The organism is Acinetobacter sp. MYb10 (assembly GCF_002980175.2).
Classification (GTDB): Bacteria; Pseudomonadota; Gammaproteobacteria; order Pseudomonadales; family Moraxellaceae; genus Acinetobacter; species Acinetobacter guillouiae.
In genome coordinates, this window is sequence record NZ_CP058272.1 from 3,199,905 (window position 1) to 3,219,789 (window position 19,885).

At 38.8% G+C, this 19,885-nt stretch carries 18 protein-coding genes and 2 tRNA genes; 10 read left to right on the forward strand and 10 right to left on the reverse strand.

Going from position 1 to position 19,885, the window contains the following annotated elements; all coding sequences use genetic code 11:
• Positions 1–178: 178 nt before the first annotated feature.
• Both hisH and hisB read right to left on the reverse strand, forming a co-directional pair.
• Positions 179–796 (reverse strand): imidazole glycerol phosphate synthase subunit HisH, encoded by a 618-nt coding sequence (hisH, locus tag CQZ96_RS14945; RefSeq protein WP_105713816.1) that lies wholly within the window; start codon positions 794–796, stop codon positions 179–181.
• A complete protein-coding gene (gene hisB / locus CQZ96_RS14950; protein WP_004725347.1) occupies positions 796–1,389 on the reverse strand; it encodes an imidazoleglycerol-phosphate dehydratase HisB in 594 nt (197 codons plus the stop codon). The genes hisH and hisB overlap by 1 nt, the downstream gene beginning before the upstream one ends.
• Before the next feature lie 102 nt (positions 1,390–1,491).
• On the opposite strand from hisB, the gene CQZ96_RS14955 reads away from it, so the two are divergent.
• The 5 genes from CQZ96_RS14955 (at position 1,492) to CQZ96_RS14975 (ending at position 4,777) form a co-directional block, all read left to right on the forward strand.
• A complete protein-coding gene (locus tag CQZ96_RS14955; RefSeq protein ID WP_004816597.1) occupies positions 1,492–1,869 on the forward strand; it encodes a GNAT family N-acetyltransferase in 378 nt (125 codons plus the stop codon).
• A 302-nt stretch (positions 1,870–2,171) separates the two neighbouring features.
• Positions 2,172–2,247: transfer RNA gene (locus CQZ96_RS14960), tRNA-Phe, on the forward strand.
• A gap of 133 nt (positions 2,248–2,380) precedes the next feature.
• A tRNA-Phe gene (locus CQZ96_RS14965) sits at positions 2,381–2,456 on the forward strand.
• A gap of 202 nt (positions 2,457–2,658) precedes the next feature.
• A complete protein-coding gene (locus tag CQZ96_RS14970; RefSeq protein WP_004816598.1) occupies positions 2,659–3,420 on the forward strand; it encodes a class I SAM-dependent methyltransferase in 762 nt (253 codons plus the stop codon).
• An 85-nt stretch (positions 3,421–3,505) separates the two neighbouring features.
• A complete protein-coding gene (locus tag CQZ96_RS14975; protein WP_105713817.1) occupies positions 3,506–4,777 on the forward strand; it encodes an OmpP1/FadL family transporter in 1,272 nt (423 codons plus the stop codon).
• Positions 4,778–4,822: 45 nt separating this feature from the next.
• On the opposite strand, the gene CQZ96_RS14980 is transcribed toward CQZ96_RS14975, so the two are convergent.
• Entirely contained in the window at positions 4,823–5,242 is a 420-nt protein-coding gene (locus CQZ96_RS14980; protein ID WP_004725355.1) for a GNAT family acetyltransferase, read from the reverse strand.
• Positions 5,243–5,455: 213 nt separating this feature from the next.
• On the opposite strand from CQZ96_RS14980, the gene CQZ96_RS14985 reads away from it, so the two are divergent.
• On the forward strand, positions 5,456–7,102 hold the full coding sequence (locus CQZ96_RS14985; protein ID WP_105713818.1) for a GMC family oxidoreductase: 1,647 nt from the start codon (positions 5,456–5,458) through the stop codon (positions 7,100–7,102).
• A 104-nt stretch (positions 7,103–7,206) separates the two neighbouring features.
• Here the strand turns inward: CQZ96_RS14985 and CQZ96_RS14990 are convergent, their stop codons facing one another.
• The 3 genes from CQZ96_RS14990 to ompR all read right to left on the reverse strand — a co-directional run bounded on the left by CQZ96_RS14990 (position 7,207) and on the right by ompR (position 11,540).
• Entirely contained in the window at positions 7,207–8,730 is a 1,524-nt protein-coding gene (locus tag CQZ96_RS14990) for an acetyl-CoA hydrolase/transferase family protein (RefSeq protein ID WP_004816606.1), read from the reverse strand.
• A 205-nt stretch (positions 8,731–8,935) separates the two neighbouring features.
• Positions 8,936–10,396, reverse strand: a complete 1,461-nt coding sequence (locus tag CQZ96_RS14995; RefSeq protein WP_004725361.1) for an ATP-binding protein — start codon at positions 10,394–10,396, stop codon at positions 8,936–8,938.
• 379 nt (positions 10,397–10,775) lie between these two features.
• A complete protein-coding gene (ompR, locus tag CQZ96_RS15000; RefSeq protein WP_004725363.1) occupies positions 10,776–11,540 on the reverse strand; it encodes a two-component system response regulator OmpR in 765 nt (254 codons plus the stop codon).
• A gap of 183 nt (positions 11,541–11,723) precedes the next feature.
• Here ompR and CQZ96_RS15005 point away from each other — a divergent pair, with 183 nt between their 5' ends.
• Positions 11,724–12,143 carry a hypothetical protein gene (locus CQZ96_RS15005; protein ID WP_105713819.1) on the forward strand — a complete coding sequence of 140 codons (420 nt, stop codon included), beginning with the start codon at positions 11,724–11,726 and terminating at the stop codon, positions 12,141–12,143.
• A gap of 108 nt (positions 12,144–12,251) precedes the next feature.
• On the forward strand, positions 12,252–14,624 hold the full coding sequence (locus CQZ96_RS15010; RefSeq protein WP_105713820.1) for a Tex family protein: 2,373 nt from the start codon (positions 12,252–12,254) through the stop codon (positions 14,622–14,624).
• A 49-nt stretch (positions 14,625–14,673) separates the two neighbouring features.
• Here the strand turns inward: CQZ96_RS15010 and CQZ96_RS15015 are convergent, their stop codons facing one another.
• A complete protein-coding gene (locus CQZ96_RS15015; RefSeq protein WP_004725368.1) occupies positions 14,674–15,051 on the reverse strand; it encodes a MerR family transcriptional regulator in 378 nt (125 codons plus the stop codon).
• A gap of 99 nt (positions 15,052–15,150) precedes the next feature.
• Here CQZ96_RS15015 and CQZ96_RS15020 point away from each other — a divergent pair, with 99 nt between their 5' ends.
• Positions 15,151–16,242, forward strand: coding sequence for an SDR family oxidoreductase (locus tag CQZ96_RS15020; RefSeq protein ID WP_105713821.1), 1,092 nt, complete (start codon positions 15,151–15,153; stop codon positions 16,240–16,242).
• 38 nt (positions 16,243–16,280) lie between these two features.
• On the opposite strand, the gene CQZ96_RS15025 is transcribed toward CQZ96_RS15020, so the two are convergent.
• Positions 16,281–17,036, reverse strand: coding sequence for an SDR family oxidoreductase (locus CQZ96_RS15025; RefSeq protein WP_004725372.1), 756 nt, complete (start codon positions 17,034–17,036; stop codon positions 16,281–16,283).
• A gap of 105 nt (positions 17,037–17,141) precedes the next feature.
• On the opposite strand from CQZ96_RS15025, the gene CQZ96_RS15030 reads away from it, so the two are divergent.
• Complete coding sequence (locus tag CQZ96_RS15030) at positions 17,142–18,038, forward strand: LysR family transcriptional regulator (RefSeq protein WP_004725374.1); 897 nt, start codon at positions 17,142–17,144, stop codon at positions 18,036–18,038.
• A 2-nt stretch (positions 18,039–18,040) separates the two neighbouring features.
• Here CQZ96_RS15030 and CQZ96_RS15035 read toward each other — a convergent pair whose 3' ends face one another.
• Both CQZ96_RS15035 and CQZ96_RS15040 read right to left on the reverse strand, forming a co-directional pair.
• Positions 18,041–18,928, reverse strand: coding sequence for an SDR family NAD(P)-dependent oxidoreductase (locus CQZ96_RS15035; protein WP_004725376.1), 888 nt, complete (start codon positions 18,926–18,928; stop codon positions 18,041–18,043).
• 357 nt (positions 18,929–19,285) lie between these two features.
• Positions 19,286–19,639, reverse strand: coding sequence for an SEL1-like repeat protein (locus tag CQZ96_RS15040; protein ID WP_004816626.1), 354 nt, complete (start codon positions 19,637–19,639; stop codon positions 19,286–19,288).
• Between the last annotated feature and the right edge of the window lie 246 nt (positions 19,640–19,885).

Genomic DNA, 19,885 nt, shown 5'->3' on the forward strand with positions numbered 1-19,885 from the left:
ATGAATTAAGGTTTTTAAATCAATTTTTAAAATCAATTGTTGGATTTTTATTCAATTTGGTTGAATCATAATAAACAGACGATAAAAAATAAAGTCAAAATAGAATAAAAAAATCAAGCCAATCGCAATTGGCTTGATTTTTAGAGATATAAATCGGGATGAAATTGACCTGAATAAATCAGATTTTCCATTCCACAAAGTTTTTCAGTAACTGTAAACCTGCTGTATGGCTCTTTTCAGGATGGAACTGTGTCGCAAATAAATTTTCTTTATGAATAGCCGTACAGAACTGCAAACCATAATCACATGTTGCAGCAACAAGAGACGGGGCTTTGGGTTCGACATAATAGCTATGTACAAAGTAAAAACGGCTATCTTGATCAATATCTTTCCACATCGGATGATTTGGATCTGCCTGATGGACTTGGTTCCAGCCCATATGAGGGACTTTTAAGCCGTCCATATCTGGAAAATGTTTTACCACACCTTCAAAAATACCCAGCGCTTGAGTGCCTGCATTTTCTTCTGACGATTCAAGCAAAGCTTGCATGCCAACACAAATGGCAAGTACCGGTTTATTAAACGCAGCATGGCGCACAACCTCATCAATACCTGCTTCATGCATCCCCTGCATACAATCACGCATTGCACCTACACCCGGAAATACGATTTTATCTGCCTGAGCGATTAATTTTGGATCATTTGTGACATCTACAGTTGCGCCAACATGTTCGAGTGCTTTGGCTGCTGAATGAAGATTTCCCATGCCATAGTCAAGAAGGGCAATACGGGTCATTACAAGGTTCCTTTCGTCGATGCAACAGTATTTTCTGCACGCGGATCAACTTCACACGCCATGCGAAGCGCACGTGCAAATGCTTTAAAAACACTTTCAATTTGGTGATGGCTATTTTTGCCTTTTAAATTGTCAATGTGCAAAGTCATTAAAGCGTGATTTACAAAGCCTTGGAAAAACTCGGAAAATAAATCCACATCAAAACTGCCGATACGGGCACGTGTAAATGGGATATCCATCCATAAACCTGGACGACCTGATAAATCAACCACGACACGGCTTAAAGCTTCATCAAGTGGTGCATAGAAATGACCATAACGTTTTAAGCCTTTTTTATCACCGAGTGCTTGCGCAAATGCTTGGCCTAGTGTGATTCCACAGTCTTCTACAGTATGGTGATCATCGATTTCTAAGTCGCCATCACAATGAATATCGATGTCAAATAAACCATGACGCTTGATTTGATCAACCATATGGTCTAAAAAGGGAACACCTGTATTGAGCGTGCCTTGACCAGTACCATCAAGATTCACACGAACTCGAATTTTAGTTTCGTTGGTGTTTCTTACCACTTCACTGATACGTTGCGCCATAGACACGTTCCTCAAAAAACGTCAAAAATTAAAAGTTTGATGTAAATATATTTCGCTGTGACGAAAGTGACAGCATATTAGATTGCTCAGGAGGGTTAATCAATGCCTATTACCGTACATGCTAAAACTTCACTAGAAAATGAAGAAGTTCGCGATCAGCTTGAGCGATTATATGACACCAGTCCCGAGTTTGGGGATGGTCATGATGCCATAGAACAACTTGAGCAAAACTTGGCTCATTATACCTTACTTTATGTCGCAGAATTTAATACAAAGATTATTGGTGCGTTATGGTGTACGGGACAAGGTGAAAGTCGGACTTTGGAAAATATTGTGGTGCATCCTGCTAACCGCGGACGCGGCGTTGCAGAACGTTTGGTCGAAGAAGTTTGTCGTATCGAGGAAGAAAAGGGCATTAAAAACTTTGAGCCGGGCTGTGGAGCAATCCATCGTTGTTTAGCTCACTTAGGTAAAATCTAAGATTATCTTGGATCTTTGACCAATTTAAGCAACCTGATCAGATTGCTTTTTTATTTGACTATTTTTTCAGAACTATAAGTTTGAGCAGATCTCAGCAGCATATTGCAGTCACGACCAAAACACTTTGGGGGAAAAATTAAATTAAGCGTGCCAAAATTTGCCCTCTAAAGCTGAAAAACGCATAAAAAACAGCCTTATTTAGAATAAATAGGCGGTTTTTGTTGTAAAAATAAACTATTGAATGATTTTAGTGATTTCAATGCTTGACGACTAAACCATTAAATTGTTTAATACGCCCCATCGGCGTGATAGCTCAGTAGGTAGAGCAACGGATTGAAAATCCGTGTGTCCCCAGTTCGATCCTGGGTCTCGCCACCATATTTAAAAATCTTTGAGATTTCAATCCCTGATCCCATCAGGGATTTTTTTTGGGTAAAAAATATTCGGTTGAATAAAAAAGTCATGATTTTTATTGACTATTGAACTGAGATACGGCTTAATACACCGCATCGGCGTGATAGCTCAGTAGGTAGAGCAACGGATTGAAAATCCGTGTGTCCCCAGTTCGATCCTGGGTCTCGCCACCATATTTGAAAAACCTCAAACCTTGTTTGGGGTTTTTTATTGCCTGCTTTTTATCATCAATTAAAAAATAGATGCTCATCATTAAAAACAGCATGCTATTGAGAATGCGTAAATTGAACTCATTGTCTTACAAAATATCTTGCCATGGACTATAAATATCGTAAGATAAACCTTTGGTAAGTGAAATAGATTGTTATAAGAACAATGAAAGATTTATTTTCATCAGGCAGCCAGCTTTATCAGCAAGCTCGACCGAGTTATCCGCAAGAAGTGGTTCAGGAAATTTTAAATCATGTTCCAGAGCGCGGTTTTGCTTGGGATTGTGGTGCGGGTTCAGGTCAATTTACTCAATTGCTTAGCCCTTATTTCGATCATGTTGTTGCAACAGATATGAGCGAAAAACAATTAAACCTTGCGCCTTATTTCGACAATGTGAGCTATCAAGTCCAATCTGCAGAACAGACTTCATTTACAGCACAAAGTTTTGATTTGATTTCTGTTGCTCAGGCCATTCATTGGTTTGATTTTGATGGCTTTTATAAAGAAGTTGAACGCACATTAAAACCACAAGGTATTCTTGCTGTAATCGGTTACGGCTTAATTCATGTCGAAAATGCAGCCATCAATACCATGATTCAAAACTTATATGCTGAAAAATTAGATGGTTATTGGGATGCAGAGCGCCGTTATATCGATGAAGAATATAAAACCATTCCCTTTCCTTTTGATGAAATAAACGTTGCTGAGTTTAAGATGCAGTACCAGTGGTCCTCTGCACAACTGTTAAAGTATTTATCGACCTGGTCTGCAATTAAACACTATTGCGAAAGAAATCAGGATCATCCATTACTTGATCTAGCTGAAGCATTAACCAGCGAGCTTGCAGATCTAACCATCACATTCCCAGTTTTTTTAAGAGTGGGTAAAATTAAAAAATCAAAGAAAAAATGCTTTATGCACAAATAAAATAAGGATCGCATTTTATCTTTGATTACAATAGATATAGCTAACAATATACTTACTTATATATTATTTAAAAGTAAGATAAATCATGAAAGCTCCAGTTAGAATAGTATCCATTGCTGTATGGCTATCGGCGTTCAGCGCTACATCTTTTGCAACGACAGGCTATTTTATGCATGGCTATGGGGTAAAAGCCCAAGGCAATGCAGGGACCTCAATCGCTCAATTTCAAGATGCATTAACGATTGCCAATAACCCAGCAGGCTTAAGCTGGATTGGTGATCGTATTGATGTGGGTGCAACCGTGTTTTCACCGGATCGTTCAGCTGAGATTACCGCGAATCAAATGCCACAAGCTTATCCCAACGCCAATGGTCAATATGATGGCAATGGACGCAAATATTTTGTACTCCCAGAGCTTGCATTCAACCATCAAATCAATGATCAAGTTGCTTTAGGTTTAGCAATATATGGGAATGGTGGAATGAATACGGGATATAAAAATAATCCATTTGCAGCATTTGGCAACAGTGGAACAGCAGGAGTGGATTTAACACAAGTTTTTATTACTCCAGCAGTTGCTTGGAAATATTCAGAAAATCAATCTATCGGCATTGCAACCAATATTCTCTATCAACGTTTTGAAGCACGGGGAATTGCTGGGTTTAGCGGATTTTCAGCCGATGCTTCAAATTTAAGTAATCGTGGAAAAGATGCTGCGACTGGCATTGGTGCACGTATCGGTTGGGCTGGAAAATTCTTTGATCAACGCTTAACCTTAGGTGCAAATTATTCTTCAAAAATTAATGCAGATCGCTTTGATCGATATCGTGGGTTATTTGCTGAACGAGGTGACTTTGATGTTCCTGAAAGTTATGGTGTGGGTGTAGCTGTCAAAATCACACCTCTATTAACAGTGGCTGCGGATGTACAACGAATTAACTATTCGGATGTGAAATCGGTAGGAAATCCTTTTGATCTTGCACAATTACAACAAGGTCATGCTTTTGGTTCACCACAAGGGCCAGGGTTTGGCTGGAATGATATCAATATCTATAAACTGGGTGTGTCTTATCAAGCCCATCCAAAGCTCACACTAAGAGCCGGTTATAGTCATAATGATCAACCGATTCCAGACAGTGAAGTGTTTTTAAATATTCTTGCTCCTGGGGTAATTCAAGACCACCTCAGCGTGGGTGCAACTTGGAATTTCGATCAACATCAAGAAATCAGTATTGCCTATACACATGCCTTAGAAGATGAAGTAAAAGGCAAAATTTCCCCTGCGTTTGGTGGTGGTGAAGCGAAACTCAAAATGAGTCAGGACATTTTAGGGCTGTCATATGGCTATAAATTCTAAGTTTTTCTGTCAATCGCCATGAAAGCAGATGGATTCGACAGATTTTTAATCTGAAATAAGACGTTTACCCAAACACACGACTTCGATTTCTTCATAGCCGAGTTGCTCATAAAAGCTTTGTACATCAATATTATCCTTACGGATTAACAGTTGCAGTTTGGGGCAACCTAATGCAACTAAACGCTTTTCAAGTTGTTGTATCAATGCAGTTGCAACACCATTACGTTGATCATGAGGATGGACAGCAAGATAATTGACCCAGCCCCGATGCCCATCATAGCCCCCCATAACCGTAGCGATCAATTGTTCATCTTTGACCGCCAATAGAAACAATCCGTCTTTTTGTGCGACTTTACGGAAGATATCAATTTCTGGGTTGTTCCAAGGACGGGTTAAATCGCAGACTTCCCACAGTGCGATGACTTCATCTAAATCGGTTTCTTGAAACTGTCTGATAATAAACATAGAATTTTTATCTCTTGTTTTTTAAAACAATCTTTACAGCAGATTAATATAAAAAGCCTCAGTTGATAAGTTTATTTTTTAGACAATACGTAAATAATTTTTGTTGAGTTTGTTAACTTATAAAAACGCGATAGGCTGAGAATAGTGATTTTTTATTGATTGAAAGTGTGCATAATAATGGAGGCATAATTTAAAACAAAAAAGGAACTTCACGTGAATAAACAGGAATTTGATTATATTATTATCGGTGGTGGAAGCTCAGGCTGTGTGTTGGCTGGGCGTTTATCAGAAAACCCGCAAGTTTCTGTTTGTCTACTTGAAGCAGGGGGGGCAGGTGAGGGTTGGAAAGTAGAAGTTCCTTGTGCAGCAGTGATTAGCATTCCAACCAAGATCAATAACTGGGCCTTTGAAACTGTACCGCAAAATGGCTTAAATGGTCGTAAAGGCTATCAGCCTCGTGGAAAATGCTTAGGTGGCTCGTCAGCAATTAATGCCATGGTGTATATCCGTGGGCATCGACAAGATTATGATGATTGGGCAGCCTTAGGCAATACTGGTTGGTCATATGATGAAGTCTTGCCTTATTTTATTAAGTCTGAAAATAACCAAAGAATTAAAAATCAATATCATGGCAATGCTGGACCACTTTCAGTTATTGATTTACGCAGTGATAATCCCTTACAGCAAAAATATATCGCAGCCGCCAAAGAGCAGGGTTATCGAATTCTGGATGACTTCAATGGAGAAGAGCAGGAAGGTTTAGGCGTTTATCAAGTGACCCATATCAATGGGGAGCGTTGTAGTTCCGCACGGGCTTATTTATTTCCTCACCGAGATCGTCAAAATTTAACGGTTGAAACCCATGCACAAACTCAGCGAATCTTGATTGAAAATGGCGTGGCTGTTGGGGTGGAATACAAGCAGGGTGGTCAGCTGAAACAAATCTTTGCACGTCGAGAAGTGTTATTGAGTGCGGGAGCGATGCAGTCGCCACAGATTCTGATGTTGTCAGGTGTTGGCGACCAACAAGAACTTGCGCAACATGGCATTGAGGTGAAACAGCATTTACCTGGTGTAGGGAAAAATTTTCACGATCATCCTGATTTTATTTTTGGTTATAAAGTCAGTGAAATTCAAGGCACCTTTGGCTTATCTATTCCAGGTTCAATTGATCTATTTAAACAAATTAGGCGTTATCGTAAAGAACGCCGTGGTTTGATGACTACGAATTTTGCTGAGTGTGGCGGTTTTATTAAAAGTTCAAATGAGCAAAGTCTACCGAATTTACAATTACATTTTGTGATTGCACTGGTGGATAACCATGCACGAACGATGCACACAGGGCATGGTATTTCCTGTCATGTCTGCCTTTTAAATCCAGTCAGCCGGGGCTCGATTAAGATAAGTGGGCCAAGTATCGATGATCCTTTATTGATTGATCCGAATTTTTATGGTGAAGAATCTGATTTAGAAGAAATGGTAAAAGGCTTTAAACTCACTCAGAAATTAATGCAATCTGATGCTTTTAAAAGCATGATTAAAGAAGATTTATTTACAGCCACGGTAAAAACAGATGAGGACATTCGCCAAGTTTTAAGAGATCGCTCAGATACCGTTTATCACCCTGTGGGAAGTTGTAAAATGGGGGTAGACGATATGGCTGTGGTTGATCCACGGTTACTGGTTTATGGTATTCAAAACCTGCGTGTGGTCGATGCGTCAATCATGCCAAAAGTGGTGAATGGCAATACCAATGCCCCTGCAATTATGATTGCAGAGAAAGCGGTTGAGATGATTAATCAGGACCAAGCTGGTGTGGCGTTTATTGAAAAGAAAGATAAAGTGCGTGTTGCAATCTGAGTCTTTAGATATTTAAAAATCAGTGGGTGGGCATTCAAACCCAAATAAGCCCATAAAAAAACGCCCTGAAGGGCGTTTTTACTTTTTACATCAGATTTAAAATCTTATGCAGATTTTTTAGCTTGATCTTCTAAAGAAGCAAGCATATGGCCTGTTTCTTCAAAGTTATAGTGCCAAGAAAGTGCTTCGCGAAGAATATGCGGCGTTTGACCGCCTTTTTCACATGCACGATCAAAGTAATCATTCAATGCATCACGATACATTGGGTGAGCACAGTTGTTGATGACTGCACGAGCACGTTCACGAGGCGCTAAACCACGTAAGTCAGCAAGACCTTGTTCAGTCACGAGAATATCAACATCATGCTCAGCATGGTCGATATGTGAAGCAAATGGAACAACAGAAGAGATGTCGCCACCTTTTGCAATTGATTTGGTCACGAAGATTGCTAAATGTGCATTACGTGCGAAATCACCTGAACCACCAATACCATTCATCATCTTGGTACCGCAGACATGGGTCGAGTTGACGTTGCCGTAAATATCGAACTCAAGTGCAGTATTGATCCCGATGATGCCTAAGCGGCGAACCAATTCAGGATGGTTTGAAATCTCTTGTGGACGTAGAACCAGTTTGTCTTTGTATTGTTCTAGGTTGTTAAATACTTTTTCGCCATATTTAGCAGAAAGGGTAATTGATGAACCTGAAGCAAACTTCATTTTACCCGCATCAATCAATTCGAAAGTACAGTCTTGCAGTACTTCTGAATACATCACCAAATCTTCAAAGTTAGAATCTTTAAGACCAGTTAATACCGCATTGGCAATCGAACCGATGCCTGCTTGTAAAGGACCAAGATTCGAAGGTAAACGACCTTCTTCAACTTCTTTTTCAAAGAATGCGATTAAGTGGTTGGCAATACCTTGAGTTTCATCATCTGGTAGTGTCACTGTTGATGGAGAATCATGATATTCGTTGTTAATTACGATACCCACGATTTTTGCAGGATCAATATTGATTGCAGGTGTACCAATACGTTGATCAACATGCGTCAAAGGAATTGCTTGACGTGTTGGACGGTAAGTTGGGATATAAATATCGTGTAAGCCTTCAAAAGCAGGGCTTAAGTTGGTGTTGATTTCAACAATCACTTTTTCAGCAAAAATTGCAAAGCTTGCAGAGTTACCCACAGATGTTGTTGGAATGATGCCACCATCTTCAGTAATCGCAATCGCTTCAATCACCGCAACATCAGGTTTTTTCAACTGGAGGTTACGCATTTGCTCAACAGTTTCAGACAAATGCTGATCGATGAACATCACTTCACCATTGTTGATGGCTTTACGTAAAGTGTTATCGACTTGGAATGGTAAACGACGCGCAAGTACACCAGCTTCAGTTAATTGTTTGTCTAGATCATTACCTAAACTTGCACCTGTGATTAAAGTAATCTTCAACGGATTCACTTTGGCTTGTTTTACCAGCGCTAAAGGTACAGCTTTTGCTTCACCTGCACGAGTAAATCCACTCATCCCCACAGTCATCCCATCTTGGATAAAAGTTGCAGCTTGTTCTGCGCTCATGACTTTGTCATGGAGAGATGCTAAACGAATACGATCTAAAGACATGGTTTACGCTCAATTCTTGTTCAAAACTAGACGGATTGTACCGCCCTCAAACTGAATTGTGCATGCCTCTAATGCTAAGGTCTAATTTTTTCAATAAATGCAGGTATAAATTCTGGTGATGGTTTTTAAGTTGTTATTTATTAATAAAATAATGATGGCTGTTTGTTAAATAAACAAAGTTAAGTGCTGGTTTATTGAGCAATCACTAAAAGTGATCACTCAAACTTTGTTTGATTTTTTGAATTGGATTTGTAGGTATCGATTCTTCCTCAACTTTTATTGAAGTTGGTAGTGAAATGATGGCTTGTAGCCCGCCTTCTGGACGGTTGGAAATCAACAGTTCACCTTGATGAATATCCACAATTCGTTTGACGATGGCCAAACCTAGACCACTCCCTTGCACCGTACGTGCGGCATCACCACGCACAAACGGTTGCATAAGCCCTTCAATTTGGTCTTCGGGAATTCCTTCACCATTGTCTGCTACACAGATTTTAATATGCTCATCTTCAACAAAAGCACTGAGTTCAATCGGTTCTGCCCCATAGCGTTTTGAGTTGTTGATGAGATTGCCAATCAGGCGTTTTAACGACAGTGAACGTGCAGTAATGATCGGTAATTCTTGCGGTGTAAACTGAATATCTAAGGGTTTAAACTGAATGATTAATTCTTGTAGCAAAGCATTGATATTGGTTTCTTGAAGCTCCTCATCTGAACCATCACGCATATAGGAAATAAACTGGCTTAAAATGGCATCCATATCATCGACATCATAAATCAAACCTTCTTTTAAAAAGTCATCATCAGACATCATCTCCGCACTTAAACGGATCCGTGTCAGCGGTGTTCTTAAATCATGAGAAATACCCGCCAACATGATTTGGCGATCACGTTCAGTTTGTTCAAGTGTATACACCATCTGGTTAAAAGCTTGATTCACCTCACGAATTTCTTGTGGTCCGTGATTGGTTTCCAAGTAGGGAGCCTTTCCTGTTTTACTGTAGTTATTTGCTGCATGTTGTAAGCGACGTAACGGGCGGTTGAGCTGTCTAACCAGTGTCAGGATGATCGCTGCGGCAATCAGTGGAATACCCAATAACCAGGCTAAAATCAGTTCAGGACTATAGTTAGCATAGGTATTGAGAGGTTCACGGACCCAATTGCCATTCATTTCAGGGGTTTGAACCCAAATGCGCGGACTGGGTTTAAACTGGAAATAAACCGTCACATCTTTGATTTTTAATTCTTGAGCAAGCTGGTTCTCAATACGATTGGTAAAGAAATCTGCAATAATTTTGTCTTTTACATTTGGGTATTCTTTGGGATCTGTAACATATTCAACGCCAACCCGTTGCTTTAACCATTCGTCAATATCGAGTTGTATTTCGTCATGGTAAATCTGCAAGCGCGGATTATTGACCATTTCCAGTTCAACTGCCAAAAATCGTGCATGTTGTTGAATTTCAGGTAAATAAAGCGTTTTCCAGAAAAACCACAGTGACATAAATAGGCTAAAGAACACCACGAATACCACCAATACTGTGGTGCGCATTGCCGCTGAACGAGGTTTGACTTTATCGAGGAAGCGTTCCCAAGGTGTACGTTTGCGTTCTTTGTAGGTGACAAAGTCGGTAAATTCTTGTGGGTCTATGGGTTCTAATTTCACAGGAGCATTCCAATCTGTGCGATATTCTTAATCTATGGATTTCAGTTTAAAGGATGGCAGATTTATCGCAATATTAAAAATTTTAGGTTGCTAGGCTTTAACTTATTTATTGTCATAAATACTCAGATTAAAATATTTAAACTCAACAAAATAATAGACTTATTGCATTGAGATCAAACAGTTTTTGTAGAGTCGCCCAATATGCTTATATTTAAAATACCAGTGAAATCATAAGTAAATAAGTGTAGCTCTAGGGCAAAGCCATCAAGACTATTATTTAGGATGAATAAATATGGATAAAAAAATACTGGACACATGCAAAACCAAGTATGTGACCAGTACTTTTGAAACTGATTCATGCTATCGAATCAAGATCTATTTATTCCGCACCATCTGGAACGAACACATAACCTACGCCCCAAACTGTTTGAATATAACGTGCGCGTGCAGGGTTTTCTTCAATCAAACGACGTAAGCGAGAAACTTGAACATCGATTGAACGTTCCATTGCACCCCATTCACGACCACGTGCAAGATTCATCAACTTGTCACGTGTTAATGGTTCGCGTGGATGTTGAACTAATGCCTTCAAGACCGCAAACTCACCTGTGGTTAATGTGACAACTTGCCCTTCACGCGTCAGGGTACGTGTTGATAAATCTAAAGACCAAGGGCCGAAAGACACAACTTCTACGTTTTGACTTGGTGCACCTGGAACTTCACGGACTTGACGACGTAATACGGCACGAATACGTGCTAATAACTCATTTGGATTAAATGGTTTAGGCAAATAATCATCCGCACCAGCTTCTAAGCCAGCAATACGGTCAGAGTCACTGCCTCGTGCGGTCAGCATGATGACAGGTGTATCTATATTTGATGAGCGTAAACGTCTACAAATGCTTAAACCATCTTCTACAGGAAGCATAAAGTCTAAAACGATGAGTGAAAATAACTCACGTTGTAATAGGCGATCCATCTGCGTTGCGTCGTGGGCCGTTTTTACCACAAAGCCTTTATCTTCAAGGAAACGCTGTAAAAGGGTACGTAAACGCACATCATCATCGACTACTAAAATGCGTTCGACGCGGTCAGTTTCGTTATGTACGATATCTGTATTTTCAGCAGGTACAACCAAACTCATGATGTACTCCCTTAATGTTGTAAATTATAAATATTCGTCAATCTCAGTATACTGCCTAAGCTCTTGTTAAGACTATGTATCAAATTGCTCAAAAATACAATTTTCAGGCTGTTTTGAAACCAAAAAACAACATCTATAACGATTTAAGATGATTCTATGTTTATAAATAAAAAGATATACCATATGCAAATGAAAGTTTTATGTATTTTGGCAATAAGTTTTGCTTTAAGTGCATGTATTAGCCGACTTTCCAGACCTGAAATCTCAGGACAAGTGATTGACCAATTTGACCAACCGATTGATCAGGTTCAAGTTGGTGAAACGCAAACAGATATGCAGGGTAACTTTCGACTCAAGGAGCGACGCTATGCTGCATTTTTGCTGAAAGAAATCATGTATATGGAAGCACCACCAATATTTGTACAAGAGCGTCTAAGTAAACAGGGTTATCAGCCATGTGATTTGCAATATTTCAATTCTCATGGCGGTGGACAGCGCAAAGGTGCACAGTGGAAAGTTGGAAAAATTATTTTACAAAGCAATTTAAATGCAGCAAAGCAGGATGAAATACCCGATTGCACTGTAAAAACTCAAGAAAAATGATCTTTTATCACTTTTTTCACTGCTAATTTGCAAAACAATTGTGGATTTTATGGTCTTGGTCTTTATAATCACTAACTTTTAGTCCTTATCCTTGTGGAATTAAACACGATGACTGACTTAGTTCAGCAGTTGGCAAGTGAACTTGCCGTACGTCCAAACCAAGTAGAAGCTGCCATTAAACTGATAGATGAAGGCTCTAGTGTTCCATTTATTGCACGTTACCGTAAAGAAGTAACGCAAGGCTTAGACGACATCCAATTACGCCAACTTGATACACGCCTTGTTTATCTACGTGATTTATTTGAACGCCGTGAAAAAGTAATCGAATCATTAAAAGAACAAAATAAGCTCTCTGATGACTTACTTGCTCGGGTAAATGGCGCTGAAACAAAAAATGCATTAGAAGAACTTTACGCACCGTACCGTCCAAAACGTACCAGTAAATCATTCAAAGCGAGAGAAGCAGGATTAGGGGAATTTGCTGAGAAAATTATCGCAGAGCAAATTGATCCGGCTGAAGCTTTGGCTGGTTTTAGCCATGAAGAATACCCAGATGTTGAAAGCCAATTAGACGCGATTCAACACATCATCATTGATGACTGGGCACAAAATATTTCATTAACCACGGAACTTAAATCAACATTTGCTAAAACAGCGGTGTTAAAAAGTTTAGTGGCATCTGATGAGAAAAAAGAAGTCGGTAAGAAATTTCGTGATTACTTTGATTTCTCTGAAAATTTAAATAAAGTTCCTTCGCATCGTTTATTGGCAATGCTACGTGGCCGCCAAGAAAATGTATTGGGTCTTAAAGTTGATGGTGATGATCATGCACCACTTGCACGTATTGAAACTGAATACGCGCTTGAAAGTGTTCAGCCACAAGCACGTCAAGATTTCTTAAAGCAAATCGCAAAGCTGTTTTGGTTAGGTAAAATTCGCCCGACGATTGAGCATTCTTTGTTGACTGAAAAACGCCTTGCAGCTGAATCAGAAGCAATGGACGTGTTTGCAGAAAACTTACGTCATTTATTGCTCTCTGCACCTGCAGGTTCACGTACAACTTTAGGTGTTGATCCTGGTATTCGTACAGGGGTGAAACTGGCGGTTGTTTCAAACTCAGGTGATGTGCTTGCACATAGCACGATTTATCCATTTGCACCAAAAGAAGATAAAGCAGGTTCGATTGCTGAGCTTGTACGTCTTTGCCGTGAATTTAATGTGGATTTAATCGCGATTGGCAATGGTACTGCGAGTCGTGAAACTGAAGCTGTTGTTGCAGAAATGATGGCTGAAAATGCGGATCTTACATTGACGCGTGTTTCAGTGAGCGAAGCGGGCGCATCTGTTTACTCAGCATCAGAATTGGCTTCTGCTGAACTGCCTGAGCTTGATGTTGCGATTCGTGGTGCTGTTTCAATTGCCCGTCGTTTACAAGACCCATTGGCTGAACTGGTAAAAATTGATCCTAAATCTATCGGTGTAGGTCAATATCAGCATGATGTGAATCAAACCAATTTGGCAAAAACATTGGATGCTGTGGTTGAAGACTGTGTGAATGCGGTGGGTGTAGATGTAAATACAGCCTCTCCAGCAATCTTGGGCTATATCGCAGGTTTAAATAAAGCCATTGCACAGCAAATTGTAGATTACCGTAAAGAAAATGGTCGTTTTGACAATCGTCAAGCATTGAAAAATGTACCACGTTTAGGCGAGCGCACATTTGAGCAAGCTGCTGGTTTCTTACGTATTCAAGATGGCTCAGAACCTTTAGATGCATCATCTGTTCACCCTGAATCGTATGGTTTGGTCAACAAAATTGTTGAAGCGAAAGCGACCACAGTGAAAGATATCATTGGTAATACTGAAATTATTCGTCAAGTGAAAGCAGAAGATTTTGCTGACGAAAAATTTGGTCTACCGACGATTCAAGATGTGTTAAGCGAGTTGGAAAAACCAGGTCGTGACCCTCGTCCAGAATTCCGTACAGCAAAATTCCGTGAAGATATCACGGAAGTCAGTCAATTGACTGAAGGGATGCAGCTTGAGGGTGTGATTACCAATGTGACTAACTTCGGTGCATTCGTCGATGTTGGTGTGCATCAAGATGGTCTAATACATATTTCAGAACTTGCCAATGAATTTGTTTCTGATCCACATAAAGTGGTGAAACCAGGGCAAATCGTACAAGTACGTGTGTTGACAGTAGATGCTGAGCGAAATCGTGTGAATTTATCGATGCGCCCAGAAGGTTCGGAAGCACCAGCTAAAGCACCACGTCAAAAGCGTGAGTTCAATAACAATGAACAACGTGGTGAGCGTAAGCCTCAGGGTAAACGTCCACAGCAAGGTCGTCCAAACCATGACAATAAAGACAAAGCACCACGTCATGACAAGAAACCACAAGCAGCTAAACCTCAAGAAAACAAAATTGGTGGTTTAGGTGCGTTGTTATTACAAGCAGGGATTAAAGGATCTAAATAAGCCTTAATTTCTCCATAAAGAAACCGCCGTAAGGCGGTTTCTTTATGGATTAGACAATTGCGGAAAGATCACAATCTTTTTTAAATGGACATGCTTCCCCGACCACAAGATTTTCAAGTAGATTTTGAATATTTTGCAATTGGAGAATTTTTTCACCAATGACACTGAGCTTGTCTTTTAAAATCATATGAAATTGTTCTGCTGGAATTTCATTAACGTTGACCAAGTCTAAAATCTGTTTAATTTCAGCCAAAGTAAAACCTAAATTTTTAGCGACTTGAATCAGTTGTAATTGCTGTAAGTCTTGTTTTGAATAATCCTTATAACCATTATTTCGTGTCAATGGGCGGATAAGATCAAGCTTTTCATAAAAACGAATGGTATCCCGACTGAGATTTAATTGCTCTGATAATTCACCGATTAACATCACTTGCTCCAAATTTTATGTATTTGCAAGAAACACTTGACTGTGGAGTGTACTCCATCCTTTAGCTTAAGTGCGAGCATATAAAGGGTGTATAAAGTGATGCAAAATAATCAAAGTGTAGAAAAAGTTGCCTTGGTGGTTGGTGCAACAGGGTTTATTGGTAAATTTCTTGTAGCACGATTACTTCAAAGCAATGACCAAGTTTTTGCCTTGTGTCGTCGTCTCGATCAGCAAGAGCTGAGTTTGAGAACGTGGCTAGAAAAACAAGGAATAAGTCATCAAAAATTATTCTGTCTACAAGGCGATGTTACCTTGCCTGATTTGGGTATTTCAGCTGAAGATTGGAAACGGCTTGCTAAGGTAAATTATTTATTTAATACCAGTGCATTATTTGCATGGAATCTTTCGACACAACAGGCAAGGGAAGTCAATGTTAGAGGCTTAATCAATTTACTTGAATGCGTAAACGAGCATTGCCAATTGAAACGGGCAATTCATCTTTCTGGCTATATGTTGACACTCACTCAGCACTTACAAGATGCTGGGGTCTGTTTAGAAAATATCGAGAGTACGAATTGGGGGCGGGTGTACCAAAAACTGGGTGCTTATGAGGCTTCTAAAATTGAAGCTCATTTTGCTTGGGTAAAATGCGCTCAACAGTTGAAAATTGATTGGACAGTAATCCATCCAGCAACAGTGGTAGGGGATGAAAATTCTGGCGAAATTGCAGAAAACCAGCCAATTGCTCACCTGATTACCCAGCTTAAACAGGGTAAAATGACCGCAATTCCTGCAACTCCTCAGCATTATTTACCTTTGGTTTCAGTGACCATGTTGGTCAATGCGATATTCAAAGCATCACAGGATCAACTCACAATTCACCAAGATATATTGATTGCCAATCCTATTCAGATTTCTTTACAAGCTCTTATTGACAATGCGGCTCACAGATTAAATCTAAAAGCGCCGCAATATTTTGTTTCGCTACACATCTTAAAATTGATTTTAAAATGGAAGTGGCTTGCTCAAAAGCTGGATCTATCTGCTGAGATGTTGAGCTTCATCCGAACTGAGCAATTAAATATGGATCAGTTTTTAACATTAAATCAGAAATGGCAAATACCAGAAACCAATCTTAAACAGACCATTGCTCTGACTGCAGAATGGGTGGATCGGAATCATCAGTTCTAGTAATAAATTGCCCATTTCAATAAATGGGCAGTTTATTATTAACGTGTTGTATAACCACCATTGGCAAAAATAGTTTGACCTGTAATCCACCAACCCTCTGTCACTAAAAAGCGTACCAAAGGTTCAATATCTTCAATCTTGGTTAGACCACCCAGTGCAGAGGCAGATTTATGATAGGCCACGGCTTCAGGCGCTTCTTGACCATAGAAAAATGGTGTATCCATTGGACCCGGTGCAACAGCAGTGACGGAAATACCACGATCGCCGTACTCTTTCGATGCTGCACGTGTATAGTGCTCCACAGGTGCTTTTAAGCCTTCATAGGTTGAATATAATCCTGTGTAGGCTGCTAAAAGACTGGTCACGATAGAACAAATTTTTCCACCATTGTTAAGATGTTTACCCGCAGATTGGATGAAGAAATAGGCAATTTTATTGTTAATGTCATTCATTGAATCAAACTCTTGTTCTGTTGTTTCAATCAATGGTTTTTTAAGTACGCGTCCTACGGTATTAATCGCGATATCGACACCACCAAAGATTTCTTTGGCTTTGATGAACAATGTTTCGATATTTTGAATATTAGAGAGGTCTGCTTGTATCAACGTTGCATTAACACCAAGTTGTTCAACGGCTTTGAGTGTTTCTTCTGCATCTTTTTGGGTTTCTAGGCTGTTGTAGTGAATGACAAGATTTGCTCCTTGTTCTGCAAATTTTCGCGCGATCAGACCACCTAGGTTTTTAGCGCCACCCGTAATAATCACTGTTTTATCTTTTAAGCTATGCTGCATCATTTTTATTCTCCAATTTTGATAAATGATGCTGAAATTCTAAAAGCTATTTTTTGTTCTAAATAGTGATTAGAATCGAATAGATTGTTTGAAAAAGTTGAATAATAAATGGATAAAATTGACCGGCTAAAAATTTTTTGCTTAGTTGCGGAAAAGCATTCATTTGCCCAAGTCGCTAAAACGCTGGATTTACCACGTTCAACAATTACCTATGCAATACAAGGCTTAGAAAAAGAATATCAAGTATTGTTATTTAATCGAACCACACGAAAAGTTAACTTAACCAATGATGGGGTTCAGTTTCTTAAAGAAGTTCAACAATTGATTTTTCAGGCTGAAGGGCTAAATAAGTTTAAATTAAAAAACCGTCAATATAAGGGACAAGTTAAAATTGGCTTACCGTTAAGAATTTCAACGCAATATCTTCTTCCTTATCTGCATGAATTCTATGCAAAGTATCCGAATATTAAAGTCTCAATTTATAGCCACGATCATTATTCAGATTTAATTGAACAACGATTGGATTGTGTGCTTCGTGTTGGAAATGTGATGAATGAAAATCTAATTGTGAGGCCTATCACAGAGGTTGATTTATATACGGTGGCTGCTCCAGAATACTTAAATACATTGGAGAATGCTTTAGAAACAGAACCGTTAAATCAGCATATTATGATCGGTTATCAAATGAAAAATATGGATTCAGATTTTGGAAGTCTGGTTTTTAAAGATACCCAGATCAAACTTCCTTATCAACTTTCAGTTGAGGATACCGAAAGTTATTTACATGCGGGCTTGCAGGGGTTGGGGATTATTCAGATTCCAGCTTTTGATGCAATCCCGTTTATCGAGACCAAAAGATTAACCAGAATATTTGAGCACGAAGCATGTCTAAAAATACCCATCAATTTTCTTTTTTTAGAAAGAAAGTATCGACCAGTATATTTCCAATTCTTTATTGATTGGTTGGAAAGCTTACTCAAGCGTAAACTTTCCATGACATCTTAAGCTTACCAATGCTCACCTGGGAACAAACGCGCATATGCTCTTTGTACCAGATTCAATTTTTGTGGCTCACCCACAGACGCAGTAGAACTTGGGAACAAATTAAAGCCAATTGACATTAATTTGTTATTGATTCCAGGCGCAATCGAATAAGTAATAGAAGCTAAACGGCCTAAGTTTGTCGCAACTTTCTTCGGTCGTTTCACAATCGCATATGCCACTAAATCTGCTGCTTGTTCAGGCGAAAGTGTTGGTACATATTTATAAATTTTAGTCGGTGCAATCATCGGCGTGCGGACTAAAGGCATATAAACTGAAGTAATCGCAATTTTATGTGAATGTACTTCCGCAGATAAACAACGGCTAAATGCATCCAATGCTGCTTTTGATGCAACATAAGCAGAGAAGCGAGTTGCATTCGCCAAAACACCAATTGAACTGATATTGATAATTTGACCGTCTTTACGAACCATCATTTGCGGTAAAATATTCAAAACTAAACGAACTGCGCCAAAGTAATTCAGCTGCATCGTACGTTCAAAATCATGGAAACGGTCAACAGATTCATGTACCGCGCGGCGAATCGAGCGACCTGCGTTATTGATCAAAATATCAATATGATCAACAGAGGCAATGATTTGTTTAGACACTTCATCAATAGCATCCATATCATTTAGGTCGCAAGGGAAAATATCAGCCTGCCCACCTTCAGCCTGAATTTCAGCTTGAACTTCTTTCAATGTTTCTTCAGTACGAGACACTAAAAGTACATGTGCACCTGCTGCTGCGAGTTTTTTTGCAACCGTTAAACCGATACCACTAGATGCACCTGTGATTAGTGCAATTTTACCTTGAACCTTTTTTTGAAAAAGTTGCTCTAATTTTTGATTCATAGCTATTTTCCTGATTCTACTGGCATAAATATATGCTGTATTTTTTGTTTCGGGTGATTGGGTCTTTGTTTAAAAGATGATCACTTTTGTTGGAAGGCAATAATATACAAAAAAAATAAAAATACTAGTATTAAGTAACTGAATTTATAAAATATTTTTAGAGTAAATACTCTATTATATTTTTACTTATTTCGTGATTTTTACCATATAAAAATGAGTATTAAAAGCAAAAAATCAATCTTGTTGTATAAAACATAACCAAATAAATTCACTTGAAAATTTGAATATATTTTTAAGTAAACAGAGTTTATTTCAACTCTGTTTATAGGTGGATATATGTAATATTTTTATCATGATTTATGAAAAAGCAAGCTCATCATATGCTTTTTTTAATTGTTCTTTGGCGTGGGTATGACCTTGATGTGCAGCTTGTTCAAGCCACTTTTCTGCATGACTATAACTTCGGTCTAACCCAAGTTGTCCATTTAAGTAGCTGAGTCCCATTTTATACTGAGCTTCTTGATCTCCACGTAAAGCAGCTCTTAAGTAGCACCACATAGCATTACGATTTGCGATTTCATCTAAACTTAGATTTTGATCTTCAAAATGATGTGCTTGCGCTTTTTCGAGAGCAGCTTCGGAAGCATTCTGTTCAAATGCCCGGCGAGATGTTGAATCTCCTAAAAAACGGTTAAAAATATGTACCAACATATACAACCTCCTTGCTAATCCATTAACAAAGTAAAAGAGACTGCTAATCACAAAAAAATGATTAGATATAATTAATCTAGCTGATTTTTTTCACTTTGCAAATAGTTAAATGTAATTTGTCAATTGCGATTTTTACACATTTGTTAAAAAATACATTATTTAACAAACCAACAATTTTTATTTAAAAGATTAAATCACGCACTGTAATTTTATTACATTGAGAAAATTTGCTATATTTAGGTTGTT